The following is a 24,443-nucleotide window of genomic DNA, read 5'->3' as shown; positions in this document are numbered from 1 at the left end:
GACCTGCTCGGCGAGGAGGTCGTGCCGGTGCTGCGCAAGGAGTTCGCCAAGAACCGGCCCGCGAACGTGCCGGACGCGCCCACCCACGCCTCCCTGCTGGCCACGAAGAACAGCGGCAACACCAAGGACACCGCCCAGGAAGGAGTCCGCGCATGAAGCTCGTCGTCGTCTCCGCGGGGCTGAGCGTCCCGTCCTCCACCCGGCTCCTGGCCGACCGGCTGGCCGCGGCCACCGGCGGCCCGGCCTCGGCCGAGGTCCAGGTGGTGGAGCTGCGCGACCTCGCCGTGGAGATCGCGCACAACTTCACCAACGGGTTCCCGGGGCGGGCGCTGTCCGCCGCCTTCGACGCCGTGACGCAGGCCGACGGCCTGATCGTCGTCACGCCGGTGTTCTCCGCCTCGTACAGCGGACTGTTCAAGTCGTTCTTCGACACCCTCAGCGTGAGCGATCCCGACGCCCTCGCGGGCAAGCCCGTACTGATCGCCGCCACCGGCGGCACCGCACGGCACTCGCTCGTCCTGGACCACGCGCTGCGCCCGCTCTTCTCCTACCTGAAGGCGGTCGTCGTCCCGACCGGTGTGTACGCCGCCTCCGAGGACTGGGGCGCCGAGGGCCTGGACGGGCGGATCCAGCGGGCGGCCGGGGAGCTGACGGCGCTGATGCGGGGCCTGTCGACGGCGACGAAGCCGGCCGGCCGGGAGCCCGAGGTGGTGCCGTTCGAGCAGCAGCTCGCCGCGCTGCGGCCCGCGGGGTGAGATCTCGGTAAGAAGCACGGCCGTCGGGCCGCCGTGCCCGTGGCCTTGGCAGACTGGACGGGTGCCCCGGACTGTTCTGCTCGCCGAAGACGACCGTGCCATCCGGCACGCCCTGGAGCGTGCCCTCACCCTCGAGGGCTACGAGGTCACCGCGGTCGCCGACGGCGTCGAGGCGCTGGCGCAGGCCCACCGGGGCCGGCCCGACGTGCTCGTGCTGGACGTGATGATGCCGGGCATCGACGGCCTCCAGGTCTGCCGGGTGCTGCGCGCCGAGGGCGACCGCACCCCGATCCTGATGCTGACGGCGCTGGTGGAGACCGCCGACCGCATCGCGGGCCTGGACGCCGGCGCCGACGACTACGTCCTCAAGCCCTTCGACGTCGAGGAGGTCTTCGCCCGGCTGCGCGCCCTGCTGCGCCGCACCGGCGGGGCCGGGCCGGGCGACCTGCCGAAGCCGGCCCCCGCCCCCGAGGCGCCCGAGGTTCCCGGGAGCCCGGGCCGGTACGTCGAGGCCGCCGGGCTGCGCATGGACCCGCAGGCCCGCCGCGCCTGGCGGGGGAGCCGTGAGCTGGAGCTGACCCGGACCGAGTTCGAGCTGCTGGAGCTGCTGGTCCGCAACGCGGGCGTCGTCCTCGACCACTCCACCATCTACGACCGCATCTGGGGTTACGACTTCGGGCCGGGCTCGAAGAACCTGGCCGTCTACGTCGGCTATCTGCGCCGCAAGCTGGACGAGCCGGGAGCACCGCAGCTGATCCAGACCGTGCGCGGCGTGGGTTACGTGCTGCGGGAGGACTGAGTGGGCGGCGCCTCGGGCCTGCCGGGCCTGTCGCGGCGGCCCCGGCTGCTGTCGCTGCGGACCACGTTCGCGGTGTCGTTCGCGACGATCACCGCCGTGGTGACGGTGCTCGTGGGCGTGCTGTCGTACAACGCCGCCGCCCGGCTGGTGCGGGTGGACCACGAGTCGGTCTTCGACCAGGTCGTGCAGGATCTGCGTGGCGAGGTGCGGCAGCGGCGGATGGCGCCCGGCGACTTCTCCTTCTCCGCGCCCGGCCACGACATCGTGCGGCCCGTCCGCACGGACGTGCAGGTGCTCGGGCCGGACGGGACGGTCACCGACCCCTCCGACCCCCGGCTGCCGGTCACCGGCGCCGACCGCGAGACCGCGGGCGCCGCCGCCTCCGGGCGCTTGGTCCAGCACAAGGACGTCGGCATCGGCCCCGACGTCTACCGCGTCGCGACCGTCTCCCTCGGCGGCGGCCGGGGCGCGGTGCAGGTGGCGCAGGAGTTCAGCGACACCGAGGACCTGCTGCGGTCCCTGCAGCAGCGGACGTGGATCCTGATGGCGGCGGTCGTGACCGCCGCCGGCCTGTTCGGCTGGTGGCTGGCCCGGCGCATCACCCGGCGCCTGGTGGCGCTCACGGCCGCCGCCGAGGACGTCGCCCGCACCCGCCGGCTCGGCATCCAGGTCCCGGTCACCGGCCTCGACGAGGTGGGCCGCCTCGGCCGGGCCTTCGACCGGATGCTGGGCCGCCTCGCCCAGTCGGAGGAGGACCAGCGCCGTCTGGTCCAGGACGCGGGCCACGAACTGCGTACGCCGCTGACGTCGTTGCGCACGAACATCTCGCTGCTGCGCAGGATCGACGAACTCCCGCCCGCGGCGCGCGAGGAACTGGTCGCGGATCTCGGCCAGGAGGCCCGCGAACTGACCGACCTGGTCAACGAGCTGGTCGACCTGGCGGCCGGCCAGTCCGACACCGAGCCCCCGCAGCGGGTCGACCTCGCCGAGATCGCGCAGGACGTCGCGACCCTGGCCCGGCGCCGCACCGGGCGCGAGATCAGCGTCCGCGCCTGCGGCGACACGACCACGGACGGCCGCCCGGCCATGCTGACCCGCGCCATCTCCAACCTGGTCGAGAACGCCACCAAGTTCGACCGCGAGGGCACCGGCCCGGTCGAGGTCGCCGTCGCCGGGCCCGCCCGCCCCGGCACGGTCCGCGTCGAGGTCCTCGACCGCGGCCCCGGCATCGCCGACGGCGACCTGATCCGCGTCTTCGACCGCTTCTACCGCGCCGCCGACGCCCGCTCCCAGCCCGGCTCGGGCCTCGGCCTGTCCATCGTGCGGGAGGTGGCCCTGGCGCACGGCGGGACGCCGTTCGCGCACCGGCGGGACGGGGGCGGGTCGGTGATCGGGTTCACGGTGGGCGGAGGACTCGCGAAGGACGAGCCGCATACCGGCGGTCCCGGCTGAGCAGGCATCCGGACGGGGGCCGTCACCGGGACGCGCCCGGGGCAGGGGAGGACCGGCAGCGTGCTCAGTGACGAGGAGGCCGCCGCGCTGGCGGCGATCGACGAGACGGCCCTGGCCCGGACGCTGATGGAGCTGATCGCCGTGCCCAGCGTGACCGGCAGCCCGGCGGAGTCGGAACTCCAGCACGACCTGGCCCGCCGCCTGGAGCGGCTGGACCTGGACGTCGACCTGTGGCCGATGGACCTGCCCGCACTCCGGGCGGACCCCGGCTTCCCCGGAGCGGAGGCCCCGAGGGACGAGGCGTGGGGACTGGTGGGCACCACCCGGGACGGCGGCGACGGGCCGACCCTGATCCTCCAGGGCCACGTGGACGTCGTACCGCCCGGTGACCTCTCGGCCTGGGCGGGCGACCCGTTCGTGCCGCGGGTGACGGGGGACGACGTCGTGCACGGGCGCGGGGCCTGCGACATGAAGGCCGGCCTGGCGGCCCACCTCGCCGCGCTCGCGGCCGTCCGAGCGGCGGGCCTGCGCCTGCGCGGCCGCATCGCCGCGCACTTCGTCGTCGGCGAGGAGGACGGCGGGCTCGGCGCCTTCGGCACCCTGCGACGCGGGTACGGCGGTGAGGCCTGCCTCATAGCGGAGCCGACGGCGGGGACGCTCATCACCGCCAACGCGGGCGCGCTGACGTTCCGTGTCGCCGTACCCGGCAGGGCGGCCCACGGCAGTGCGCGGGACCAGGGCGTCAGCGCGATCGACGCGTACCTGCCGCTGCACCGGGCGCTGGCGTCGCTGGAGGCGGAACGGAACACCGATCCCGCGCCCCTGATGGCGGAGTACCCCATCCCCTACGCCCTGTCCGTCGGCACCCTGCGCTCGGGTGACTGGGCGAGCAGTGTGCCGGACCTGCTGGTGGCCGAGGGGCGGCTCGGCGTCCGTCTCGGCGAGGACCCGGCGCGGGCCCGCGCCGAACTGGAACGGTGCGTGGCCGAGGCGTGCGCCGCCGACCCGTGGCTGCGTGACCGTCCGGCCACCGTGACCTGGCCCGGCGGCCAGTTCGCGAGCGGCCGCCTGCCGGAGGGCCACCCGCTGCCGGACGTGATCCGCACCGCGTGGTCCGACACGGCGGGCGGGCCGGTGCTGCGGGAGCGCGGGGCGCCGTACGGCAGCGACCTGCGCCTGTACGCGGGAGCGGGGATACCGACGCTGCAGTTCGGACCGGGGGACATCCAGGTGGCGCACAGCGAGCGGGAGCACGTGTCGCTGCGGGAGGTGGTGGCGGTGACACGGACGCTGGTGGTGACGGCGCTGCGGACGGTCGGCACGAAGTGACGTGCACGCACCGGGGGCGTCCGCCGTGCCCGGTGCGACCGCCTCGTCGGGCGGACCGGAACACGCCGCCGGGCGGACCCCGGGGTGGTCGGGGCCGCCCGGCGGCGTGGTGCGGCGCGGGTCAGTGGTAGGCGTGGACGACGGCGTGGCCCTTGCCCCGGCCGATCATCCACTTGTTGACCGGCGTGGTGATCACGAACGCCACGGCGAAGCCGCCGAGCAGCGCGTACCAGAACAGTCCGTCCGACAGGTGCGCGTCCATCGCTCCGGGCGTCAGCGCGATGATGGTGTTGTCGACCAGTTCCATCACCGCGATGGAGACGGTGTCGGCGGCAAGCGCGACCTTGATCGCGGCCTTCAGGGACACCCCGGCGCGCACCACCGCGAAGAGGGTGAAGGAGTAGCCGAAGACGAAGGCCAGGGTGATCGCGAGGATCATGGTCGGCGCGTTGCCCCACATCAGGGCGGTGCCGATGACCATGCCGAGGATCTCGCCCATGGCGCATCCGGTGAGGCAGTGCAACGTCGCCTTCACGGCCATGGACCAGGACGCGCCCTGCGCGTGGCCGCCGTGGTGCCCACCGTGCCCATCGTGCCCACCGTGCCCATCGTGTCCGCCGTGGTCGTGGCCGCCGGCAGGGGTGGCGTGGTCGTGTGCGGTACCGGAGTGGTGCGTGCTGTGGTCCATGACCTTCATCCCCATTCGACGTCCCGCGAGGACCCTGGCGGCCCCACAGTCAGGAACGATATACCCCCAGGGGGTATTCCGCCAGGGTTTCGCGCAGGCCGGTGCGGGGCGGGCACCGGCGGTGCCCGCCCCGTGCTGACGTGATGCGGTCAGTCCTTGCCGAGCAGCTCGTTCATCCGCTCGATCTCCGCGCTCTGCGAGGTGATGATCTCTCCGGCCAGCTTCGTGGCCGGGCCGTGCGCGCCGTCGGCCTGCTCGGTCTTCGCCATCTCGACCGCGCCTTCGTGATGCTTGATCATCAGCTCCATGAAGGCGGTGTCGAACGCCTTGCCCGAGGCGTTCTCCAGCTCGGTCATCTCCTCGTCCGTCATCATGCCGCCCATGCCGTGCACGGAGTGGTCCATGGCGCCCTCGGCGGGCACTTCCTCGCCCCACGAGGTCAGCCAGCCGGACAGCGTCCTGATCTCCGGGTCCTGGGCCTTCTTGATGTCTGCGGCGAGCTTCTTCACCTCGGCCGACTGAGCCCGGCCGGGCGCGAGGCCGGCCATCTCGACGGCCTGGCGGTGGTGGGGGATCATCCCCTTCGCGAAGGCCACGTCGGCGGCGTTGTGCTGCCCCTGCGACGCCGACGCCGACGCGGAGGGGGAAGCGGTGGCGTTGTGGCCGCCGTGTCCGGCCGAGCCGTCGCCGTTGCCGTCGCCGCCGCAGGCGGCCAGGACGAACGCTGCCGCACCCGCGGCGACGACGGCGGCGGTACGGCGGACGAATGAACGCTTGTGAGACATGGTGGTGCAACTCCTTGGCGCACGCCGGTCACGGCGCGCGGTGTGAAGGGATGTCAGGGCGTGCGAAAGCACGGCACCCGGCACCGGAGATCACCGGGCGCGGGGGTGCCGAGCGGGCCGCTCTATATCCGCAGGAGTTGCAGCTCGGAGAGGTCGGGTGGCGCCCGGTCGTCATGGGGCGTCCCCGTGGCGGCCGCGGCGGGCGCAGCGGCCGGACGCGTGTCCAGCAGGGCGCCGGTCAGCGCGGGCGGTGTGTACGCCGAACCGGTTCCGGCGGCCGCGCAGGTCCCGTCCGCGTGCTCGAGGTGACTCGATCCGCCGTCCGTGTGCCCGCATGCCCGGACCGCGTGCGGCACGCCGTCCGCCGCGGTCGTCGCCATCTCGTGACCGGCACCCGCGTGCGCCGCCGGCATCCCCCCGGGAGCCAGGCCGTGCATGCCCAGCACACCGGCCAGAACCGCCATCACCAGCAGCACGAACAGCCGCCCGGCGGGGCGGCTGCCTGATCGCGTGCTCCTGGTCACCAGCTCATCGTACGGTCCGTCGGCGGAGCGGCAGGTGACGGTGACCGAAGGCGGCGGTGCCGCGGTGCTCCGCGGGGGTCCAGCAGGACGGGTTCCTCGGCCTCGCCCTCCCGACCGGACCTGAAGCGGACGCGGATGCCGATGAAGCGCCGGCGCAGCTCGTCGTCCGAGTGGCGCTCGATCTTCCAGGTCATCGACTGCGCCGAGTGCTGGGAGGTGTCGTCGAGCGAGCCGCTTGCGCCCGTCCTCCCCCGCGGGAAGTGCGTCAGACCGCGGACGGCAGGGCGAGCAGTCTGCCCATGGCCGCGAGCACGGACGGCTCGACGCGGTAGTACACCCAGGTGCCGCGCCGCTCCGAGGTCAGCAGACCGGCCTCCTTCAGCTTCTTCAGGTGGTGGGACACCGTGGGCTGGGAGACGCCGACATCGGAGATGTCGCACACGCACGCCTCGCCGCCCTCGTGGGAGGCCACCGCGGAGAACAGCCGCAGGCGGACCGGGTCGCCGAGCGCCTTGAACATCCGCGCGGCCGTCTCGGCCTCCTCGGCGGTCATCGGGCGCTCGGCCAGCGGCGGGCAGCACGGCGCCACACCCTGACCGCCGGCCTCCGGCAGCGCCTTCGCGTTCGACATACGTCTATGTTGACACACGTCGAACCAGTAGGCGGGGCGCGCTGCCGACCGTCACCGCGTCTCCGCGTCCTTCGCCGCGCCCGCGGCGCTCTCCGCCCGGCCCGCTCCGTCGGCCCCCGAACGCAACCGCATCGCCGGCAGGGGCAGTACGAGTGCGGAGATCATCGCCGCACCCACCAGCGCCGCGGCCTCGCCCGAGCCGAGGAGTCCCTGGTCCACGCCGATGGTGGTGATCGCGACGACGAGCGGAAGGCACGTCGAGGCGAAGAGGGCCAGGGTGGCGCGGTCCGGCCGGGCGAGATCCCTGGGGGCGAGCGCGTACACCGGCCCGCCGCGCACCAGCAGGAACAGCAGCAGGAAGACCGGCACCAGCCGCAGGGCCCCCGGGTCGTGGACCAGCGTGTCCAGGTCGAACTCGATGCCGGTGACCACGTAGAACAGCGGCACCAGGAAGCCGGATCCCATGGCCTCCACCTTGCCGAGGACCTGCTCGCTGCTCGCGGGCGCGGCACGGTGCAGGACCAGACGGGTGAGTACGCCGGCGGCGAAGGCGCCCAGCAGTACGTCGAGGCCGAACACCTCGGCGAGGCCCGGCATGCAGGCCAGCAGAAGCATCGGGAACCGGCGTGCGCGAGCCGGTGACGCGACGACGCGCGCGGCCTTCTGCCGCTCTCACCCCGGTATCGGGTCCGGACTGCCGGATCTGGGCCGTACGAGGGAGAAGGGCCGGACCCAGGGCCCGGGCGACCTCACACGAGCGGTCCCACTCGGGCGGTGGCGCCCGCGAACTCGTGCATCCGTGCGTCCAGGGGGGTTGTCAGCAATACCCCTGGGGGGTATATATGGCGACGGAATGAGTTACCCCCCAGGGGTACCGTCTAGCTTAGGAGAAAACCCATGTCCTGCTGCACCCCTGACGGCACCTGCTCGACCGGCACCGCCACGGCCACGGCCACCAAGGGCACCACCACCGTCTACGACGTGTCCGGGATGACCTGCGGGCACTGCAAGGCCACGCTCACCAAGGAGATCGGCGCACTGGACGGCGTGCTGGCGGTCGACGTCGACCTCGAGGCCGGCCAGGTCGCCGTCACCACGGCGGACGAGCCCGATGACGCGCTGCTGGCCAAGGTCGTCGACGACGCCGGCTACGAGCTCACCGGCCGCACGGCCTGAAGAGGGCCGCGCACCTGCCGGGCCCGCCCGCGGGCCCGGCCGTCCTCCTTCGCCCCGTACCTTCCTCGACCGCCCCGGCCGCCCCGGCCGGCACATGACGAGGGCGGGACCCGAAAGCCCCGCCCGCACCCACGAAACCCCGACTCAGGGCCACACCAGGCAATACGGCTGATGCCCCGCCTCGTGCAGCCGGTGGCTGAAGTCCTGCCACTCGTGCAGCAACTGGTACACGTTGAACGCGTCCCTCGGCCCGCCCCGGTCCGGCACCGTCGACCAGATGAAGGCGGCCGCGCCGACCGCCTCCTCGCCGATGCCGCGCAGGGGGTCGACGACCGTCATCGGGAGCTTCACGACCGCGTAGTCGGGGTGCAGGACGACCAGTTCCAGGGGCGGGACCTTGTGCAGGGGCACGCCCTCGATGCCGGTGAGGACCATGGCCGCCATGGTCTCCGGCTTGATCTTGGTGAACATGCCGTTCATGCCGAGTTCGTCGCCGCCGAGTTCCTCGGGGCGCATCGAGATCGGGACGCGGGCCGCGGTCGCGCCGTCGGGCGCGCCGAAGTACTTGTACGTCACCCCCACCCGGCCACCATTCCTGCTCCCCGCCCCCAGCCGTTCGACCCGTCGGTCGAACCGGTCCGGCTCACTCGACGCACCGTATCCCTGACGTGCTTCGGTCGCTTCCTCCGCGTCGCGCCGGTGCCTTCCCCGCCGGGCGCGTCGAGGACCCAGATCGCCGGTCCCCTCGCCCAGTCCGCCACCGCGATGCATATCTCCACCCGACTGCTTTTCTAGGACGCGTGGCCCCCGCCGCGCAACCCGATCATCGTGTCAGTGACCTCCCCCACGGCCGCAAGCCGAAACGTGCGCTGAGACATCTGTCCGTGGGTCGCCCGCAGTCCTTGTCCGCTTACCCCCCGGTGAACTGCGTGTTCGGGCTCCAGTCTGGCAGACGGCACGGCGCCCGGGTGGGTTGTCTACCCTGATGAGGTCACCCGGGCAAGCAGAGTCCGAGACGTCGGAGAAGGTCGAGAAGGTCGGAGAAGTCGCAGGTCATGAGCGAACTGGCATACCCATACGAAGCACCGGCCTCGCAGGCTCTGTTCGACCGCGCGGCTGCCGTCACGCCCGGCGGCGTGAACTCCCCGGTGCGCGCCTTCCGCGCCGTGGGCGGAACGCCCCGGTTCATGGTGTCCGGCACCGGGCCGTACCTGACGGACGCCGACGGGCGGGAGTACGTCGACCTCGTGTGTTCCTGGGGACCGATGATCCTCGGGCACGCGCACCCCGAGGTGATCGCCGCCGTGCAGGAGGCCGTCGCCCGCGGGACCTCCTTCGGCACGCCCGCCGAGGGCGAGGTCGCGCTCGCCGAGGAGATGGTCGCCCGGGTCGCTCCGCTGGAGGAGGTGCGGCTGGTGTCCAGCGGCACCGAGGCCACCATGTCCGCCATCCGGCTCGCCCGCGGGTTCACGCAGCGCGCCAAGGTCATCAAGTTCGCCGGCTGCTACCACGGCCACGTCGACTCCCTGCTGGCCGCCGCCGGCTCCGGCGTCGCCACCTTCGCACTGCCCGACACCCCCGGCGTCACCGGCGCGCAGGCCGGCGACACGATCGTGCTGCCGTACAACGACCTCGAGGCCGTGCACGCCGCCTTCGCCGCCCACCCCGGCGAGATCGCCTGCGTGATCACCGAGGCGTCGCCCGGCAACATGGGCGTCGTACCGCCGCTGCCCGGCTTCAACCAGGGGCTGAAGGACGCGTGCGCCGCGAACGGCGCGCTGTTCATCTCCGACGAGGTCATGACGGGCTTCCGCACCAGCAAGGCCGGCTGGTACGGCGTCGAGGGCGTCGTCCCCGACCTGATGACCTTCGGCAAGGTCATGGGCGGTGGGTTCCCCGCCGCCGCGTTCGGCGGGCGCGCCGACGTCATGGCGCACCTCGCCCCCGCCGGCCCCGTCTACCAGGCCGGCACCCTCTCAGGGAACCCGGTCGCCACCGCCGCCGGCCTCGCGCAGCTGCGGCTGCTGGACGACGCCGCGTACGAGAAGGTCGATGCCGTCTCCGCGCAGATCCAGGCGCTCGTCACCGAGGCGCTGGCCAAGGAGGGCGTCGCGCACCGGCTGCAGACCGCCTCCAACATGTTCTCCGTCTTCTTCACGGACCGGCCCGTCCGCAACTACGAGGACGCCAAGGCGCAGGAGTCCTTCCGGTTCACCGCCTTCTTCCACTCGCTGCTGGCCGGCGGCGTCTACCTGCCGCCGTCGTCCTTCGAGTCGTGGTTCGTGTCCACCGCGCACGACGAGCGGGCGGTGCAGCGGATCGCCGACGCCCTGCCGGCGGCGGCCCGGGCGGCTGCGGAGGCGACGGCGTGAGCGACAGCGGCAACGACATCACCGTCGTCCACCTGATGCGGCACGGCGAGGTCGAGAACCCCACCGGCGTCCTCTACGGCCGCCTGCCCGGCTACCACCTCTCGGCGCTGGGCCGGCGGATGGCCGACCGGGTCGCCGAGCACCTCGCGCCCCGCGACATCACGTACGTCGTCGCCTCCCCGCTGGAGCGGGCGCAGGAGACGGCGACGCCGATCGCCAAGGCGCACGGGGTGGACGTCGACACCGACGAGCGGCTGATCGAGGCCGGCAACGTCTTCCAGGGCAAGACCTTCGGCATCGGCGACGGCGCGCTGCGCCGGCCCGCCAACTGGAAGCACGTGGTCAACCCGTTCAAGCCGTCCTGGGGCGAGCCGTACGTCGACCAGGTGGTGCGGATGATGGGCGCTCTGAACGCGGCCAAGGACCGCGCCCGGGGGCACGAGGCGGTGCTGGTCAGCCACCAGCTGCCGATCTGGATCGTGCGCTCCTACGTCGAGCGCCGGCGCCTGTGGCACGACCCGCGCAAGCGGCAGTGCACCCTGGCGTCCCTGACGACGTTCACGTACCAGGGCGACCGGATCGTGTCCGTCGGGTACACCGAGCCCGCCCGTGACCTCGTCCCGGCGCATCTGCTGGCGGGGGCCAAGCCGGCGAAGGGGAAGACCAAGGCGTTCGGGGCCTGACGCCTCGTCGGCTCCTGCCGTCCCTCCCGCGCGGTGGCGGTGATTCGTGTCGTTCGTCACGGAATCCGCACGAATTTTCGGAACCTGTCCGTTCGTCGCGTCCTCTGACTGGGTGACCACCAGAGGACGTGACGAACGAGGTTGCGATGCGCACTTCCACCCGCACTCTCACCCGCAGGGGGATGCTCGGACTCGGCGCGGGCGCCGCGGCCGCCGCCGGGCTCGCGGGCTGCGGCTCCCACACACCGTCGGACGGCTCGCACCAGGCCGGCGGTTCCGGGGGCCGGCCGTCCCCGTCGGGCAGCACCCCGCCGCCCGCCCGCCCCATCGGCGACGGATCCACGTCGTACACGGGCAAGCAGCCGCACCAGCCGGACGAGCCCGTTCCGCTGGAGCCCGGTCAGACCCCGCCGCAGTTCGTCGTCTTCTCCTGGGACGGGGCCGGGGAGGTCGGCAACGGGCTCTTCCCGCGCTTCCTCGACCTCGCCGAGGAACACGGCGCGCACATGACCTTCTTCCTCTCCGGGCTGTATCTGCTGCCCGAGTCGAAGAAGCGCCTGTACGACCCGCCGAACAACCCGCGTGGCGCCTCCGACATCGGCTACCTGACCGACGACCACGTCAAGGCCACGCTGCAGAACGTCCGCCGGGCCTGGCTGGAGGGCCACGAGATCGGCACCCACTTCAACGGGCACTTCTGCGGCGGCCACGGCAGCGTCGCCAACTGGACGCCACGGCAGTGGCGCAGCGAGATCGACCAGGCCAAGTCCTTCGTCAAGCAGTGGCGGACCAACACCGGCTGGACCGACCTGCCGTCCCTGCCGTTCGACTACGACAAGGAACTCGTCGGCGGCCGCACTCCCTGTCTGCTCGGCCAGGACAACCTGCTGCCCACCGCCCGCGAGCTCGGCTGGCGCTACGACGCCTCCTCGCCCGGCGGCCGTCAGGTCTGGCCGGTGAAGAGGCAGGGGATCTGGGACCTGCCGTTGCAGCAGATACCTTTCCCCGGGCGTTCCTTCGAGGTGCTGTCCATGGACTACAACATGCTCGCGAACCAGTCGATCAACTCGACGAAGGCGCCCGCCCACAACTACCCGGGCTGGCGGGAGCAGTCCGCGGGGGCGTACATATCCGGCTTCAAGCGGGCATATGAGACGAACCGGGCACCCTTCTTCGTCGGCAACCACTTCGAGCAGTGGAACGGCGGCATCTACATGGACGCCGTCGAGGAAGCCCTCAAGCACATCGTGCGGGAGAGGGAGAAGGGCGGGGACATCCGGCTGGTCTCCTTCCGCCAGTTCACCGACTGGCTGGACGTCCAGCGGCCGGAGGTGCTGGCCAAGCTCCGCACCGTCGAGGTGGGGCAGCGGCCGGCCGGCGGCTGGAACACCTTCCTCAAGGACACCGGGAACCCCGGCGCGGGCACCGGGACGGGCTCCGCAAACGCCGCCTGAAATGCGGGTTTCCACCCGTGAGGGGGGTGCGCAAGATCCCCGGAACGGACATGCGAAACTTTTCACATGAGTGCCGCCAGCCGCGCCCCCCTGCGCTCGAACCGCACCAACGCCCGCGTCCGTCGCCGTGCCGCCCTGACCACCGGCGCCGCCGTGGCCGCGCTGCTCGTGTCCGCGTGCAGCTCCGGGGGCACCTCGGGCGGTGGCGGCCAGACGGGCTTCATCACCGGCTCGGACGGCATCGCCACCGTCAAGAAGGGTGACCGCGCGGACGCCCCCGACCTGTCCGGCGAGACCGTCGACGGCGGCCGGCTCGACGTCGACGCCTACAAGGGGAAGGTCGTCGTCCTCAACGTGTGGGGCTCCTGGTGCCCGCCCTGCCGCGCCGAGGCCAAGAACTTCGAGAAGGTCTACCAGGACGTCAAGGACCAGGGCGTCCAGTTCGTCGGCATCAACACCCGCGACACCTCCACCGGTCCGGCCCGCGCCTTCGAGAAGGAGTACGGGGTCACCTACCCGAGCCTGTACGACCCGACCGGCAAGCTGATGCTCCGCTTCGAGAAGGGCACGCTCAACCCGCAGGCCATCCCCTCCACGCTCGTCATCGACCGGGAGGGCAAGGTCGCCGCGCGCACCCTCCAGGCGCTCAGCGAGGAGAAGCTGCGCAAGATGCTCGACCCGGTCCTCGCGGAGAAGTGACGTGACCGCAGTCACCACGCTCGCAGCGGAGGGCTACAACGGCACGGTGCTCAACGGCGCCCTGCTGATGGCCCTCCCCATCGCGCTGCTCGGCGGCCTCGTCTCCTTCTTCTCGCCCTGCGTCCTGCCGCTCGTCCCCGGCTACCTGTCCTACGTCACCGGCGTCACCGGCACCGACCTGGCGGAGGCCCGGCGCGGACGGATGGTCGCCGGCGCCTCCCTCTTCGTCCTCGGCTTCACCGCCGTGTTCGTCTCCAGCGGGGCCCTGTTCGGCTACTTCGGTTCGACCCTGCAGGAACAGCGGGGCGTGCTGTCCAAGGTGCTCGGCGTCCTCATGATCCTCATGGGCGTCTTCTTCATGGGGCTGATGCCCTGGCTGACCCAGCGCGAGTTCCGCTTCCACAGGCGGCCGGTGACCGGGCTGGTCGGCGCCCCGCTGCTGGGCGCGCTGTTCGGCATCGGCTGGACGCCGTGCATCGGCCCGACCCTCGCGTCCGTGCTGGCGCTCTCCTCCGACCAGGGCACCGCCGGCCGCGGCGCGATACTGACCGTCGCCTACTGCCTCGGCCTCGGCCTGCCCTTCGTGCTCGCCGCGGTCGCCTTCCGCAAGGCGCTCGGCGCCTTCGGCTGGGTCAAGCGCCACTACACCTGGGTGATGCGCATCGGCGGCACCATGATGATCGCGACCGGTCTGCTGCTGCTGACCGGCGCGTGGGACAGCATCGTGCAGGACATGCAGACCTGGTCCAACGGCTTCACTGTGGGGATCTGATCCATGAGCAACACCACTGCAGACAAGACCCCGAAGGCCGGTGACGACCAGGACCTGGGCGCCGCCGGCGCCCAGCTGTCCACGGCGCCCAAGGACGAGGCCCCGAACCTCCCCGCCCTCGGCGTCGTCGGCTGGATCCGCTGGTTCTGGCGGCAGCTCACCTCGATGCGGGTGGCGCTGCTGCTGCTCCTGCTGCTGTCGCTGGGCGCGATCCCCGGCTCGCTGATCCCGCAGACCGGCATCGACGCCCTGGCGGTCGAGGACTTCCGCGACCGGCACGAGGTCCTCGCGCCGGTCTACGACAAGCTCGGCCTCTTCCACGTCTACAGCTCGGTGTGGTTCTCCGCGATCTACATCCTGCTGTTCGTCTCCCTCATCGGCTGCATCGTCCCGCGCACCTGGCAGTTCGTGGGCCAGCTGCGCGGCCGACCGCCCGGCGCTCCCCGGCGCCTGACCCGGCTGCCCGCCTACACCACCTGGCGCACCGAGGCCGAACCCGAGCAGGTCCGCGAGGCCGCGCTGGCGCTGCTGAAGAAGCGCCGCTTCCGCGCCCACGCCGTCGGTGACGCCGTCGCCGCCGAGAAGGGCTATCTGCGCGAGGTCGGCAACCTGGCCTTCCACATCGCGCTGATCGTGATGCTGATCGCCTTCGCCTGGGGCCAGCTGTTCAAGTACGAGGGCAACAAGCTGATCCTGGAGGGCGACGGCTTCTCCAACACGCTCACCCAGTACGACGACTTCAAGTCGGGCAACCTGTTCGGCCAGGACGACCTGGACCCGTTCAGCTTCAGCCTGAAGGACTTCAAGGGCACCTACGAGCCGACCGGCCCCAACCGCGGCACGCCGCGCACCTACGAGGCGGACGTCACCTACAGCGTCGGCGCCTACGGCAAGGACGAGACGGCCACCATCAAGGTCAACAAGCCGCTGGAGATCGACGGCTCGAAGGTCTACCTCGTCTCCCACGGCTACGCCCCCATCGTCACCGTCAAGGACGGCAAGGGCAACGTCGTGATGGACAAGGAGGCCGTGGCCCTGCTCCCGCTGGACGCCAACGTCACCTCCTCCGGCGCCATCAAGGTCATGGACGGCTACCGCGACGCCGAGGGAAAGAAGGAACAGCTCGGCTTCCAGGCCTTCTTCCTGCCGACCTACGGCGGCAAGGGCAGCACGATGGTGTCCATGTTCCCGGCGCTGATCAACCCGATGCTCGCGCTGAACGCCTACCACGGCGACCTCGGCGTGGACGCCGGCATCCCGCAGAGCGTGTACCAGCTCGACAAGACCAAGATGAAGGAGTTCAAGGACGCCGACGGCGAGCTGTTCAAGAAGCAGCTCAAGATCGGCGAGACCATGACGCTCCCGAACGGCGCCGGCTCCGTCACCTTCGACGGCGTCCAGGAGTGGGCCGGCTTCCAGGTCACCCAGCAGCCGGCCAGCGGCTGGGCGCTCGCCGGTTCCGTCGCCGCCATCCTCGGCCTCGCCGCCTCCCTCTTCGTCCAGCGCCGCCGCATGTGGGTGCGGGCCGTCAAGGGTGCCGACGGCGTCACGGTCGTCGAGATGGCGGGCCTCGGCCGCAGCGAGTCCGCCAAGGTCCCCGAGGAGCTCGGCGACCTCGCCGGGATCCTGTACGAACAGGCGCCCGGCGCCCCCGATGACGACACCCCCGAATCCCCCGACTCCCGAGTCGTACCTGCCGAAGGGGCTGAGAAGTGACTCTCGCCGCCGCAACAGAGCTGGCCGCCGCGACCAACGAGAACCTCGCGAACATCAGCAACACGCTGATCTACTCCGCGATGGCCGTGTACACCCTGGCCTTCTTCGCGTACATCGCCGAGTGGCTCTTCGGCAGCCGCAGCAAGGTCGGCCGCACCGCCGCCGCGCTCACCGCCACGAGCGAGGCGAAGGCGAAGACCGGCCCGGCCGTCACCGTGAAGAAGGCCGGTGGCACCGCCGTGCTGGAGCGGCCCCAGGTCGTCGTGCGCGCCGCGGCCGGCTCCCGTGACGTACCCGACGGGCCGGGTGCCCACGGCGGGACGGAGAAGGGCGACCTCTACGGGCGTATCGCCATCTCGCTCACCGTGCTCGCCTTCGCCGTCGAGTTCGGCGGCGTGCTCACGCGGGCCCTGTCGGTGGAGCGGGCGCCGTGGGGCAACATGTACGAGTTCAACATCACCTTCACCACGGTCGCCGTCGGCGTGTACCTCGCGCTGCTCGCCCTGAAGAAGAACGTCCGCTGGCTCGGCCTTCCCCTGACCACCACGGTCCTCCTCGACCTCGGTCTCGCCGTCACTGTCTTGTACACCGCCAGCGACCAGTTGGTTCCCGCCCTCCACTCGTACTGGCTGTACATCCACGTCTCCACGGCGATCTTCTGCGGCGCGGTCTTCTACGTCGGCGCGGTCGCCGCGATCCTGTACCTGTTCAAGGACTCGTTCGAGAACAAGCTCGCCGGCGGCGGCACCCCCGGCCGCTTCGCGAACTCGGTCCTGGACCGCCTGCCCGCCGCGGCGTCCCTGGACAAGTTCGCCTACCGCGTCAACGCCGCCGTCTTCCCGCTGTGGACGTTCACGATCATCGCGGGCGCGATCTGGGCCGGCGACGCCTGGGGCCGCTACTGGGGCTGGGACCCCAAGGAGGTCTGGTCCTTCATCACCTGGGTCGCCTACGCCGGCTTCCTGCATGCCCGGGCCACCGCCGGCTGGAAGGGCCGCAAGGCCGCCTACCTGGCCCTGGTCGCCTTCGGCTGCTGGCTGTTCAACTACTACGGCGTGAACATCTTCGTCGGCGGCAAGCACTCCTACTCGGGCGTCTGACCGAACTCCCGTCAGGCCGGTTCCCGTGACCCACGTCACGGGAACCGGCCTTCGTCGTGCGGACAGGCAAGGTGATGTGGACACTTATCTGCGGAAACGCATCCGCGCGGGGGACCACGACGCGTTCGGCGACCTCTTCGACGCCTACGCACGCTCCGTCTGCAACCACGCCTTCCGGCGAGCGGGAGGTGGCCGTCGAGGACCTGCCCTCCGGCCGTGCACAACCCTCCGTGCGGAGTCACGCTGGTGTCATGACCGGTTCCATCGAACAGGGCACCAGCGAGACCCGGGGGACCGCCCACCTCCTCCACTTCCTGGTGCGGCTTCCCCGGCCCGTGGAGAAGGTCTGGCCCGCACTGGCCACCGAGGTCGGCCTCGCGGCCTGGTACACCCCGGCCGACGTTCTCGAACACCGTCTGGAAGGGGCGGTCACCCTGCGTGGCGTGGGTGCGGGACGGGTCACCGCCTGGGACGTGGAGAGGGTCGCTGAGTACACGGTGGAGGGCGGCGGCCGCATCCGCTTCCATCTGGAACGGGACGGTGACCGGGGCACCACCCTGCGCTTCACCCACGAGTTCCGGGGCGAGCAGGAGACCGAACAGCGCTGGCGGGCGCGGTTCGAGCGGCTGATCGGCCTGCTGGAGGGCGGCACCTGACCGCCGGCCGGGCTATGCGCCGGGGTCCGCGACGCCTTCGACGTACCCGACGTACGCGTGCAGGGCTCCCGCTCCGGCGAGCATCGCCCGCGTACGCGCGGTGAGCGCCTCTCCCCGCGCCGTGATCGCCGCCCGCAGGGCCTCGCTGCTGCCCTCCCGCCGCAGGCCGTCCAGCACCGGGCGGATCTGGTCGAACAAGTGGTGGCTGCGGCGCAGGGTGCTCACCAGCCGGGCGTCGCGCACGTCGGCGGGGTCGTACAGGCGGTACTTCGTGCCGCGCTCCCGCCGGGGCGTGAGCAGCCCGGCGGCCTCCCACACCCGCAGCGCGGACGTCCGTACGCCGATCAGCGCGGCGACCTCTCCGATGCGCAGGCCGCCCGCTCCGGGAAGCGGCCCGGGCTCCTCGCCGGCCAGCGCCTCCAGGGCCTCGCTCGCGGCCCGCAGCGAGACCCGCTCCTCGTGCAGGGCGGCGTGCGCGGCGTCCACGAGCGCGAGCGCGCCCGGCACGTCCCCGTCGTGCACGGCCCGCACCACCTGCGTGGCCGTCACCGGCCCGTACCCCTGCTTCAGCGCCCGGTACGTCAACAGCGCACGCCGGTGCACCTCGCCGAAGACGCGGTAGCCGGACGCGGTCCGCTCGGCGGGCGGCAGTACGCCCGCGCCCTCGTAGTTGCGGATCTGCTGCGTCGACACACCGGCCAGCCGGGCCAGGTCGACGGATCGGAGCCGACGGTCGTTCGTCATCGGCTCGCAGCCTATGACCGGCACTCCAGCACCGCGTAGTCGGCGAAGCTGCGGCGGTAGCGGGTGTGCCGGGTCTCCTGGGTGTGCCTGCGCTGCCACTCCTCGGCCTCCGCCGGGTCGCCGCACGGCCCGGAGCCGGCCCCGCAGTCCGCGTCGTCGCCGGAGACGCAGCGGGCCTCGTACTCGGGCAGTGCCGACGGGTCCTGGACGATCGCGAACGGCACGTACCGGAAGGTCCGGCGTCCGGCCCCGCCGTGCTGGAGCCGTTGGTGCCGGGCCAGCAGCACGTCGGCGTCGGTCTCCGCGCTGCCGTCGCCGGTGGCCCGCGCACGGTCGCGCCGCTCGGCCAGTCCGGTACACGTGGCGCAGCCGGTGACCGGCTCGGGCGGCGGGCCGACCTCGACCAGCGGACGCGCCGTCAGCAGCCCCGTGAGCGACCGGTCGTTGACGGCCCGGACCCCCGCGCTCAGCCGCTCCTCCGTCGTCGCCGCCCGGACCAGCGCCGGGTCCGCCTGCCACTCCCGGCCGCCGCCGACCGGGCGCAGCATCACGTACGGGCCCGACCGGCCCTGGTACTCGCCGACCTTCCGCGTCCGCGGGTCGTACACGAGCGATCCCGGTTCCATGCTCCGACCTCCGTCACTCTGGGTGTAACGAGGGTTGCCCAGGGGAACCGTCCGTATCAACGCTCGACGCGTGACAGTCGACCACTGTCACGGAGGGGAGGGGCGGCTGTGAGCCGACGCAACGCCGAGGGGGCCTCGGGGGTCAGCACGGCCGCGGTGTTCGGCGAGGTGCTGAAGCACTTCCGTGAGGCCGCGGGGCTGACGCAGGAGGGCCTGGCGGCCCGCATCCCGTGCGACCGCTCACACGTCGCGCGCGTGGAGGCGGGGACGCGGGTGCCGCAGGACACGTTCGCGAAGACGTGCGACGAGTTGCTGGGCACGGGTGGGGTGTTGGTGCGGTTGTGGGGGCGGATCGACTGGTATCCGCAGGTGGAGCATCCGGATTGGTTCCGGCGGAGGGCCGAGATGGACGCGAAGGCGGTGGCGCTGCGGGAGTACCAAGAGCGAGTCGTACCAGGGTTGTTGCAGACAGAGGAGTATGCATGGGCACTGTTCTCGCGAGTGACCGGCCACGTCGAGGCCGAGGAGCGCGTGCGCGCCCGCATGAGCCGGCAGCAGCGTTTCTTGGACGATGACGGTCCGCTGTACCACGTCGTGCTGGACGAGAGCTGCCTACGAACCGTCATCGGTGGTCCGGCGGTGATGAGCGGTCAGTGTGCCCACCTGCTGGAGCTGGGTCGCCGCCCCAACATCCGGATCCAGGTCGCCCCCGCAAGCCTCCCGGGACTGATCCGCCCCAACGCCTCCATGTCATTGATCGAACTGCTCGGCGGGCATCGGTGGGTGTACTCGGAGTCGCTGGACCGCGGGCACTTCAACGACGATCCAACTCTCTTCCGGCGCCATAGCCAGACCTATGATGTGCTCCGGGCGGACGCGCCGTCAGCTCCTGAGTCCGCCGCTCTGATCAGTGACGCGTTGGAGAGGTACCAACAGGATGGACAGCCACGAGTTCAGCGCGGTGACTTGGGTCAAGAGCAGCTACAGCGGCGACAACGGCGGCAATTGCGTCGAAGTGGCCCCCGGATTCCCCGCCACCGTCCCCGTCCGCGACGGCAAGAACCCTGACGGTCCCGTCCTGTTGGTAAGCCGCGCGGCCTGGGCCGCGTTCACGTCGGCCCTGCGCTGACACCGGAACCCGGTTTCTCGCGCTCCGGTGCTGCGGGCGGCTACCCCGTAAAGGACCACTGGGGAAGAAAGAACCCACCAAGCCCCACCCCTCCCGCCCGTGGCGCGGTCTCACTCAGGTGGGTGAACATCATCGGTTGGGCTGGATTTCGGATCCCCCAACTCCCTTACGCTCAGCGCAACAACCGCTGACATATGTCGGCCCCCGTCGGGGACTAGCGATCCCCGCGAGGGCCTGACCACCAAGGAAGAGAGAGACCTTCCTGATGGGTACCCCCGACCTTAGCGTGCCCTCGCACGCCCAGTCCGCCGTTGGCGACAAACACCCCCGATCCGGGGACCGTCACTGCCAATCCTCCGGCGTGATCCACGACAACGTCCGCCACACCACGAACTTCACCGTGGTCGGCAACCACCTCGCCCAGCACCCGGAGCTGTCGCTGCTCGCGATCGGGCTGGGCCTGCACATCCAGTCGCTGCCGGAGGGCAGGCTCTGCGACATCAAGACCCTCGCCGCACGCTTCAAGGAGGGCACGGCCCGGATCGCCGCCGGCCTGCGCGAGCTGGAGGCACACGGCTACCTGCGCCGGGAACGCGTACGCACCCCCGCCGGGCGCATCGTCACCCGTACGGTCTCCTGCAACCAGCCGGGTGCGACGCGGCACCGCCCAGAGCCCGCCAGGAAACCGCACGCCGAGCAGCGCCCGCCCCGCAAGAAGCGTGCCCTGCCCGCCGTACCGCAGCCGAGCTGCAAGTCCCCGGCGCTCCTCCAGCAGGCCACCGATCTCCTGGCCAACCTGCGCCGCCACGCCCCAAGCCTGCTCCTCTCGGCCTGCGACACGGCCCACCTGGCGCCCGGCGTGGCGGTATGGCTGGAACGGGACGTGGCCCCCGCGGCCGTACGCCACGCCCTGACCACCGACCTGCCGCCGGAGGGCGTCCGCCGCCCGGCCGCCCTCCTGGCCCACCGCCTCACGGCCCAGTTGCCCCCGCCGCCGCCCTTCCGCGCCCCGGCCGCACCGCCACCCGTCCGGCACCCGCTCCAGAACTGCGACGGCTGCGACCGCAGCTTCCGCGCACCGGAGCCCGGAGGACGCTGCCGCGACTGCCGGGCAGCCGCCGGCCATCCCTGACCCCCTGAAGGCCCTGTCCACAGCATTGCGGGACGCACCGGAAGACATCGCGGACCCCATCGTCGAATTCACCGCACAGGGCCTGGGCAACCGCCCGGCGAAGCACCTCTGGAGGAACCTGGTGGCCGTGGACCTCTCCTTCTACAAGTCGTACATCGCCGAAGAGATCCGGGACGAAGGCCGCGAACAGGGCCGCGAACAGGGGGGCGCCCAGCAGGGCGCCCAAGACGTCCTGCTCGTCCTGGAGCAGCGCGGCCTCGACGTCGCCGACGACGTCCGCAGGCGCATCACGGACTGCGACGACCCCGGCATCCTGCGCCGCTGGCTCGCCCGCGCCGTCACCGCACCCACCGCCGAAGAGATCTTCGGCGACGAGTGACCCGGCCCCGCCTCACACCGCCTCCGCGCTGATCGACCGCCAGATCCGCTCCGGCAGGACCCGTGCCGCCTCGTCGAGGTCGATGTCGCCGAAGGTCAGCCAGCGGCGGGCGGCGCCGACGACCGGGCCGAGGACGAGGGACTCGATCAGCGGCAGGGGCAACGGCGCGATCTCGCCCTTCTCGACGTGGTGCGCCACCCATGCGGCCATGGGGGTCAGCCTGGCCTCCTGGGCGTCGCGGAGCTGTGCCGCCTGGGTCATCCCGAGACGGTCGGCCCGTGAGGAGTGCAGCAGCATGCCCGCCTCCCGGTGTTCCCGGACGAAGGACAAATAAGTGCGCGTCAGGGCGCGGACGCCGGTGCGGGCCGTGCGGGAGTGCTCCAGGGCCGTGACCATCTCGCCCAGCAGCCGTCCCAGCCAGCGCATCAGCAGGGCGTCGACGAGGCCGTCGATGCTGCCGAAGTGGTGGTAGAGGCTGCCCAGGCTGACCCCGCTGGCCCTGGTCACGGCGTTCACCGTCAGCCCCGGCTCGCCCGCCTCGGCGTAGACGCGCAGCGCCGCGTCCAGGAGCAGTTCGACGGTGGCCTCGCCACGTTGTTGCTTGGGGCTCATGGGGCGACCGTCCTCGAACGTCGTGCTGGCGAGATGGGCTTCTAGAGTCGTTTTCTAGAAATCTACTCCAGTTGTCCGGCCGACCGGAGCGCCCTGCGCCCACGCCCCAGGAGCCGTACACCGACGACCCGTACACCGAGGACGCCTCCGCGAGCACACCTCCGCCGCCGTCTCGGTTCCTACGCGCGGAAATAGAATGATTTTCTAGAAGGATCTTTCAATCCCGGGTCGCGATGATGCAGACTGATGCCCTGTCCGGACCCGTGTCCGTCCGTACGGACTGGGGGGAATGTACGGCCGCCACGGGTCCGGCCGGGCCGGTCGGTGAACGGGGAGAGAGTGAACGGGGAAACCGGATTCGACCTCGCGGGCAGCGGGGCCGAACCGCTGGAGGACGGCGACCCTCGACGGATCGGGACGATCCCGCTGGTCGGACGCCTCGGCGCCGGCGGAATGGGGCGGGTCTATCTCGGCGTCCACGAGGGGCGTTACGTCGCCGTCAAGCAGGTGCTGCCCTCGGTCGTCGGCGAGGACAAGGACTTCCTGCGCCGTTTCGGCCACGAGCTGGACAACCTCTCCCGGCTTCCCGCGGAGGCCACCGCCCCGCTGCTCGCCGGTGACCGTGAGGCACGGCCGCCGTGGTTCGCCACCGCGTACGTGCCCGGCATCACCCTGCGCGAGGCCGTCGAGCTGCACGGGCCCCTGCCCGCCGACGCCTTGTGGCTGTTGCTGAGGGACGCGGCCTCGGGGCTGGCGGCGGTGCACGCGCTGGACATGGTGCACCGGGACCTGAAGCCGTCCAACGTCATGCTGACCCTGGACGGTCTCACCGTCATCGACTTCGGTGTCGCCCGGGCGGCCGAGCAGAGTCAGCTGACACGGACCGGCATGGTGGTGGGCACGCCCGCCTACATGTCACCGGAACAAGCCGCGGGCAAACGGGCGTCGAGCGGCGTCGTCGACGTGTTCGCGCTGGGTTCGGTGATCGCCTACGCGGCCTCCGGACGACCGCCCTTCGGCGACGAGTCCGGGCACGCCGTGCTCTACCGCATCGTGCACGAGGAGCCCGATCTCGAGCCGCTGCGCGAGCTGGACCCCGGACTCGCCGACGTCGTCGCGTCCTGCCTCGACAAGGACCATGAGGGCCGGCCCGGCGCCGCCGAACTCCTCGAACTCGCCACGCAGCACGCACCGACCGCCGCGCCGCTGTGGCCCGAGGACATCACCGAGCTGCTGACGGAACGGGCCGCCTTCGCGGCACGCACTCCGGACGAGGACGACCTGCCGGTGCCCCTGCCCTCCACGGAGCCGGAGCCCGAGGTCGAACGGCGGAGGACGGAGCCGCAGTCCCGGCCGTTGCGGAAGGAGCGGAGCCGCCGGACCCGGGTCCTGGTCGCCGTCCTCCCCGTCGTGGTGGTCGCCACGGGCACGACGCTGGCGGTCCGCCTGCTGCCGTACTCGACGTCACCCGAGGACGAGGCCCGTGCCACGCCATCCGCGGCCACCGCCCCGGCCACGTCCTCGCCGGGCGTGAAGTCGACGGACTCGGCGACCGGGAGCGCGTCCCCGTCGGTGTCCCCGGACGGCGAGAAGGGCGAGGACGGGGACAACGGCAAGGACGGAGACAACGGCAAGGACGGAGACGACGGGAAGGACGGCGAGGACGGCACCCCGGGCCTGGGGAACGGCACAGGTGCGGGCGCGGGCGGCACCGGCGACTCGGACGGCGGTTCCGAAGACGCCGGGGCCGGCGGCTCGGCGGGATCCACCGGGTCCGACGGATCGAGCGGTTCCGGCGACTCCGGAGGGTCCGGGGCCGGGTCGGGATCCGGTGGGCCGGGGACCTCGCCCGGCACCCCGCCCTCCGGCTGGTTCACCCTGCGCAACGGCGAGAACGGGAAGTGCCTCACCCAGGTCTACGGCTCCGCGAGCCTCGGTGCCTGCACGGACGCGACCGCCTCCTGGACCTTCAAGAGCGCCTCCGGCGGCACCGTCAAGGTGATCAACCGTTCGAGCGGCGCCTGCCTGAGCTCGAACGGGAACGGCCAGGCCACCTTCGTGGCCAACTGCAGTCAGGACAGCGCCGGTCTGCGCTGGCGCACCGGCTCCGGCGGCACCCTCTCGGGCTACGGCGGCTGCCTCGACCTGGCCTTCGGCGGCGGCGTGGCGACCCACACGTGCCAGTCGGGGGCGGCGTCCCAGCAGTGGGCGAGGTCCTAGTCGGGCCCCT

General features: G+C 71.9%; 27 protein-coding genes and 2 pseudogenes. 19 read left to right on the top strand and 10 right to left on the bottom strand.

What is annotated here, in order from left to right; translation table 11 throughout:
- The 5 genes and pseudogenes from IE260_RS27065 to IE260_RS27045 form a co-directional block, all read left to right on the top strand.
- Nucleotides 1-156, top strand: a pseudogene (locus IE260_RS27065) (5,10-methylene tetrahydromethanopterin reductase); the annotation flags it as partial.
- On the top strand, nt 153-755 hold the full coding sequence (locus IE260_RS27060) for an FMN reductase (RefSeq protein ID WP_189876295.1): 603 nt from the start codon (nt 153-155) through the stop codon (nt 753-755). The pseudogene IE260_RS27065 and the gene IE260_RS27060, both read left to right, overlap by 4 nt.
- Nucleotides 756-816: 61 nt before the next feature.
- Complete coding sequence (locus tag IE260_RS27055) at nt 817-1,554, top strand: response regulator transcription factor (protein WP_189876293.1); 738 nt, start codon at nt 817-819, stop codon at nt 1,552-1,554.
- Entirely contained in the window at nt 1,555-3,006 is a 1,452-nt protein-coding gene (locus IE260_RS27050) for a sensor histidine kinase (protein ID WP_189876291.1), read from the top strand.
- A 60-nt stretch (nt 3,007-3,066) separates the two neighbouring features.
- On the top strand, nt 3,067-4,335 hold the full coding sequence (locus tag IE260_RS27045; protein ID WP_189876289.1) for an ArgE/DapE family deacylase: 1,269 nt from the start codon (nt 3,067-3,069) through the stop codon (nt 4,333-4,335).
- 121 nt (nt 4,336-4,456) lie between these two features.
- Here IE260_RS27045 and IE260_RS27040 read toward each other — a convergent pair whose 3' ends face one another.
- The 6 genes and pseudogenes from IE260_RS27040 to IE260_RS27015 form a co-directional block, all read right to left on the bottom strand.
- Nucleotides 4,457-5,023 carry a DUF4396 domain-containing protein gene (locus tag IE260_RS27040; RefSeq protein ID WP_229881301.1) on the bottom strand — a complete coding sequence of 189 codons (567 nt, stop codon included), beginning with the start codon at nt 5,021-5,023 and terminating at the stop codon, nt 4,457-4,459.
- Nucleotides 5,024-5,172: 149 nt separating this feature from the next.
- Entirely contained in the window at nt 5,173-5,808 is a 636-nt protein-coding gene (locus IE260_RS27035) for a DUF305 domain-containing protein (protein ID WP_189876287.1), read from the bottom strand.
- Nucleotides 5,809-5,930: 122 nt separating this feature from the next.
- On the bottom strand, nt 5,931-6,332 hold the full coding sequence (locus tag IE260_RS27030) for a DUF6153 family protein (protein WP_189876285.1): 402 nt from the start codon (nt 6,330-6,332) through the stop codon (nt 5,931-5,933).
- Nucleotides 6,329-6,526, bottom strand: coding sequence for a hypothetical protein (locus tag IE260_RS43150; protein WP_373303412.1), 198 nt, complete (start codon nt 6,524-6,526; stop codon nt 6,329-6,331). The genes IE260_RS27030 and IE260_RS43150 overlap by 4 nt, the downstream gene beginning before the upstream one ends.
- 71 nt (nt 6,527-6,597) lie before the next feature.
- A complete protein-coding gene (locus IE260_RS27020) occupies nt 6,598-6,963 on the bottom strand; it encodes an ArsR/SmtB family transcription factor (RefSeq protein ID WP_189876283.1) in 366 nt (121 codons plus the stop codon).
- A 51-nt stretch (nt 6,964-7,014) separates the two neighbouring features.
- Nucleotides 7,015-7,593, bottom strand: a pseudogene (locus IE260_RS27015) (cation:proton antiporter domain-containing protein); the annotation flags it as partial.
- Between the two features lie 267 nt (nt 7,594-7,860).
- Between IE260_RS27015 and IE260_RS27010 the strand changes: the two are divergent.
- Nucleotides 7,861-8,139 carry a heavy-metal-associated domain-containing protein gene (locus tag IE260_RS27010; RefSeq protein ID WP_189876281.1) on the top strand — a complete coding sequence of 93 codons (279 nt, stop codon included), beginning with the start codon at nt 7,861-7,863 and terminating at the stop codon, nt 8,137-8,139.
- Between the two features lie 144 nt (nt 8,140-8,283).
- Here the strand turns inward: IE260_RS27010 and IE260_RS27005 are convergent, their stop codons facing one another.
- Nucleotides 8,284-8,910: a hypothetical protein gene (locus IE260_RS27005; protein ID WP_189876279.1), complete on the bottom strand. Its 627-nt coding sequence runs from the start codon at nt 8,908-8,910 to the stop codon at nt 8,284-8,286.
- 284 nt (nt 8,911-9,194) lie between these two features.
- Between IE260_RS27005 and hemL the strand changes: the two genes are divergently transcribed.
- From hemL to IE260_RS26965, 8 genes are all read left to right on the top strand, one after another.
- Nucleotides 9,195-10,511 carry a glutamate-1-semialdehyde 2,1-aminomutase gene (gene hemL, locus IE260_RS27000; protein ID WP_189876277.1) on the top strand — a complete coding sequence of 439 codons (1,317 nt, stop codon included), beginning with the start codon at nt 9,195-9,197 and terminating at the stop codon, nt 10,509-10,511.
- 35 nt (nt 10,512-10,546) lie between these two features.
- Nucleotides 10,547-11,194: a histidine phosphatase family protein gene (locus IE260_RS26995; RefSeq protein WP_189876319.1), complete on the top strand. Its 648-nt coding sequence runs from the start codon at nt 10,547-10,549 to the stop codon at nt 11,192-11,194.
- A gap of 146 nt (nt 11,195-11,340) precedes the next feature.
- A complete protein-coding gene (locus IE260_RS26990) occupies nt 11,341-12,648 on the top strand; it encodes a polysaccharide deacetylase family protein (RefSeq protein ID WP_189876275.1) in 1,308 nt (435 codons plus the stop codon).
- A 66-nt stretch (nt 12,649-12,714) separates the two neighbouring features.
- Nucleotides 12,715-13,347 carry a TlpA family protein disulfide reductase gene (locus tag IE260_RS26985; RefSeq protein WP_189876273.1) on the top strand — a complete coding sequence of 211 codons (633 nt, stop codon included), beginning with the start codon at nt 12,715-12,717 and terminating at the stop codon, nt 13,345-13,347.
- A 1-nt stretch (nt 13,348) separates the two neighbouring features.
- A complete protein-coding gene (locus IE260_RS26980) occupies nt 13,349-14,119 on the top strand; it encodes a cytochrome c biogenesis CcdA family protein (protein WP_189876271.1) in 771 nt (256 codons plus the stop codon).
- 3 nt (nt 14,120-14,122) lie between these two features.
- Complete coding sequence (gene resB, locus IE260_RS26975) at nt 14,123-15,835, top strand: cytochrome c biogenesis protein ResB (protein WP_189876269.1); 1,713 nt, start codon at nt 14,123-14,125, stop codon at nt 15,833-15,835.
- Nucleotides 15,832-16,935 carry a c-type cytochrome biogenesis protein CcsB gene (gene ccsB / locus IE260_RS26970; protein WP_189876267.1) on the top strand — a complete coding sequence of 368 codons (1,104 nt, stop codon included), beginning with the start codon at nt 15,832-15,834 and terminating at the stop codon, nt 16,933-16,935. Before resB ends, ccsB begins: the two co-directional genes overlap by 4 nt.
- A gap of 251 nt (nt 16,936-17,186) precedes the next feature.
- Nucleotides 17,187-17,591, top strand: a complete 405-nt coding sequence (locus IE260_RS26965) for an SRPBCC domain-containing protein (RefSeq protein ID WP_189876266.1) — start codon at nt 17,187-17,189, stop codon at nt 17,589-17,591.
- Between the two features lie 12 nt (nt 17,592-17,603).
- Here IE260_RS26965 and IE260_RS26960 read toward each other — a convergent pair whose 3' ends face one another.
- Nucleotides 17,604-18,335, bottom strand: a complete 732-nt coding sequence (locus IE260_RS26960) for a MerR family transcriptional regulator (RefSeq protein ID WP_189876264.1) — start codon at nt 18,333-18,335, stop codon at nt 17,604-17,606.
- Between the two features lie 11 nt (nt 18,336-18,346).
- Nucleotides 18,347-18,961, bottom strand: a complete 615-nt coding sequence (locus tag IE260_RS42855; RefSeq protein ID WP_189876263.1) for a DUF7848 domain-containing protein — start codon at nt 18,959-18,961, stop codon at nt 18,347-18,349.
- 108 nt (nt 18,962-19,069) lie between these two features.
- On the opposite strand from IE260_RS42855, the gene IE260_RS26950 reads away from it, so the two are divergent.
- The 4 genes from IE260_RS26950 (at nt 19,070) to IE260_RS26940 (ending at nt 21,601) form a co-directional block, all read left to right on the top strand.
- Complete coding sequence (locus IE260_RS26950; protein WP_189876261.1) at nt 19,070-20,029, top strand: helix-turn-helix domain-containing protein; 960 nt, start codon at nt 19,070-19,072, stop codon at nt 20,027-20,029.
- Nucleotides 19,977-20,090, top strand: coding sequence for a DUF397 domain-containing protein (locus IE260_RS41955; RefSeq protein WP_229881297.1), 114 nt, complete (start codon nt 19,977-19,979; stop codon nt 20,088-20,090). The genes IE260_RS26950 and IE260_RS41955 overlap by 53 nt, the downstream gene beginning before the upstream one ends.
- 265 nt (nt 20,091-20,355) lie before the next feature.
- Nucleotides 20,356-21,222 carry a helix-turn-helix domain-containing protein gene (locus tag IE260_RS26945; protein ID WP_189876259.1) on the top strand — a complete coding sequence of 289 codons (867 nt, stop codon included), beginning with the start codon at nt 20,356-20,358 and terminating at the stop codon, nt 21,220-21,222.
- Between the two features lie 25 nt (nt 21,223-21,247).
- Entirely contained in the window at nt 21,248-21,601 is a 354-nt protein-coding gene (locus tag IE260_RS26940; RefSeq protein WP_373303411.1) for a hypothetical protein, read from the top strand.
- A gap of 12 nt (nt 21,602-21,613) precedes the next feature.
- Here the strand turns inward: IE260_RS26940 and IE260_RS26935 are convergent, their stop codons facing one another.
- Entirely contained in the window at nt 21,614-22,213 is a 600-nt protein-coding gene (locus IE260_RS26935; protein ID WP_189876257.1) for a TetR/AcrR family transcriptional regulator, read from the bottom strand.
- Between the two features lie 339 nt (nt 22,214-22,552).
- On the opposite strand from IE260_RS26935, the gene IE260_RS26930 reads away from it, so the two are divergent.
- Nucleotides 22,553-24,433, top strand: coding sequence for a serine/threonine-protein kinase (locus tag IE260_RS26930; RefSeq protein WP_229881294.1), 1,881 nt, complete (start codon nt 22,553-22,555; stop codon nt 24,431-24,433).
- Nucleotides 24,434-24,443: the final 10 nt, after the last annotated feature.

Origin of the sequence: Streptomyces viridiviolaceus (assembly GCF_014650995.1) — a bacterium.
GTDB lineage: Bacteria > Actinomycetota > Actinomycetes > Streptomycetales > Streptomycetaceae > Streptomyces > Streptomyces viridiviolaceus.
Note: the sequence above shows the minus strand (reverse complement) of the source record. Positions and strands in the feature narration are given on the sequence as shown.

What these genes read in the sequence shown, in the direction of transcription:
- IE260_RS27060 (WP_189876295.1), top strand. Translation starts at nt 153, where the DNA reads ATGAAGCTCGTCGTCGTCTCCGCGGGGCTGAGCGTCCCGTCCTCCACC.
- IE260_RS27040 (WP_229881301.1), bottom strand. Translation starts at nt 5,023, where the DNA reads ATGGACCACAGCACGCACCACTCCGGTACCGCACACGACCACGCCACC.
- IE260_RS27035 (WP_189876287.1), bottom strand. Translation starts at nt 5,808, where the DNA reads ATGTCTCACAAGCGTTCATTCGTCCGCCGTACCGCCGCCGTCGTCGCC.
- IE260_RS43150 (WP_373303412.1), bottom strand. Translation starts at nt 6,526, where the DNA reads ATGACCTGGAAGATCGAGCGCCACTCGGACGACGAGCTGCGCCGGCGC.
- IE260_RS27020 (WP_189876283.1), bottom strand. Translation starts at nt 6,963, where the DNA reads ATGTCGAACGCGAAGGCGCTGCCGGAGGCCGGCGGTCAGGGTGTGGCG.
- IE260_RS27010 (WP_189876281.1), top strand. Translation starts at nt 7,861, where the DNA reads ATGTCCTGCTGCACCCCTGACGGCACCTGCTCGACCGGCACCGCCACG.
- IE260_RS27005 (WP_189876279.1), bottom strand. Translation starts at nt 8,910, where the DNA reads ATGCATCGCGGTGGCGGACTGGGCGAGGGGACCGGCGATCTGGGTCCT.
- hemL (WP_189876277.1), top strand. Translation starts at nt 9,195, where the DNA reads ATGAGCGAACTGGCATACCCATACGAAGCACCGGCCTCGCAGGCTCTG.
- IE260_RS26995 (WP_189876319.1), top strand. Translation starts at nt 10,547, where the DNA reads ATGCGGCACGGCGAGGTCGAGAACCCCACCGGCGTCCTCTACGGCCGC.
- IE260_RS26990 (WP_189876275.1), top strand. Translation starts at nt 11,341, where the DNA reads ATGCGCACTTCCACCCGCACTCTCACCCGCAGGGGGATGCTCGGACTC.
- IE260_RS26985 (WP_189876273.1), top strand. Translation starts at nt 12,715, where the DNA reads ATGAGTGCCGCCAGCCGCGCCCCCCTGCGCTCGAACCGCACCAACGCC.
- resB (WP_189876269.1), top strand. Translation starts at nt 14,123, where the DNA reads ATGAGCAACACCACTGCAGACAAGACCCCGAAGGCCGGTGACGACCAG.
- IE260_RS26965 (WP_189876266.1), top strand. Translation starts at nt 17,187, where the DNA reads ATGACCGGTTCCATCGAACAGGGCACCAGCGAGACCCGGGGGACCGCC.
- IE260_RS26960 (WP_189876264.1), bottom strand. Translation starts at nt 18,335, where the DNA reads ATGACGAACGACCGTCGGCTCCGATCCGTCGACCTGGCCCGGCTGGCC.
- IE260_RS42855 (WP_189876263.1), bottom strand. Translation starts at nt 18,961, where the DNA reads ATGGAACCGGGATCGCTCGTGTACGACCCGCGGACGCGGAAGGTCGGC.
- IE260_RS26945 (WP_189876259.1), top strand. Translation starts at nt 20,356, where the DNA reads ATGGGTACCCCCGACCTTAGCGTGCCCTCGCACGCCCAGTCCGCCGTT.
- IE260_RS26935 (WP_189876257.1), bottom strand. Translation starts at nt 22,213, where the DNA reads ATGAGCCCCAAGCAACAACGTGGCGAGGCCACCGTCGAACTGCTCCTG.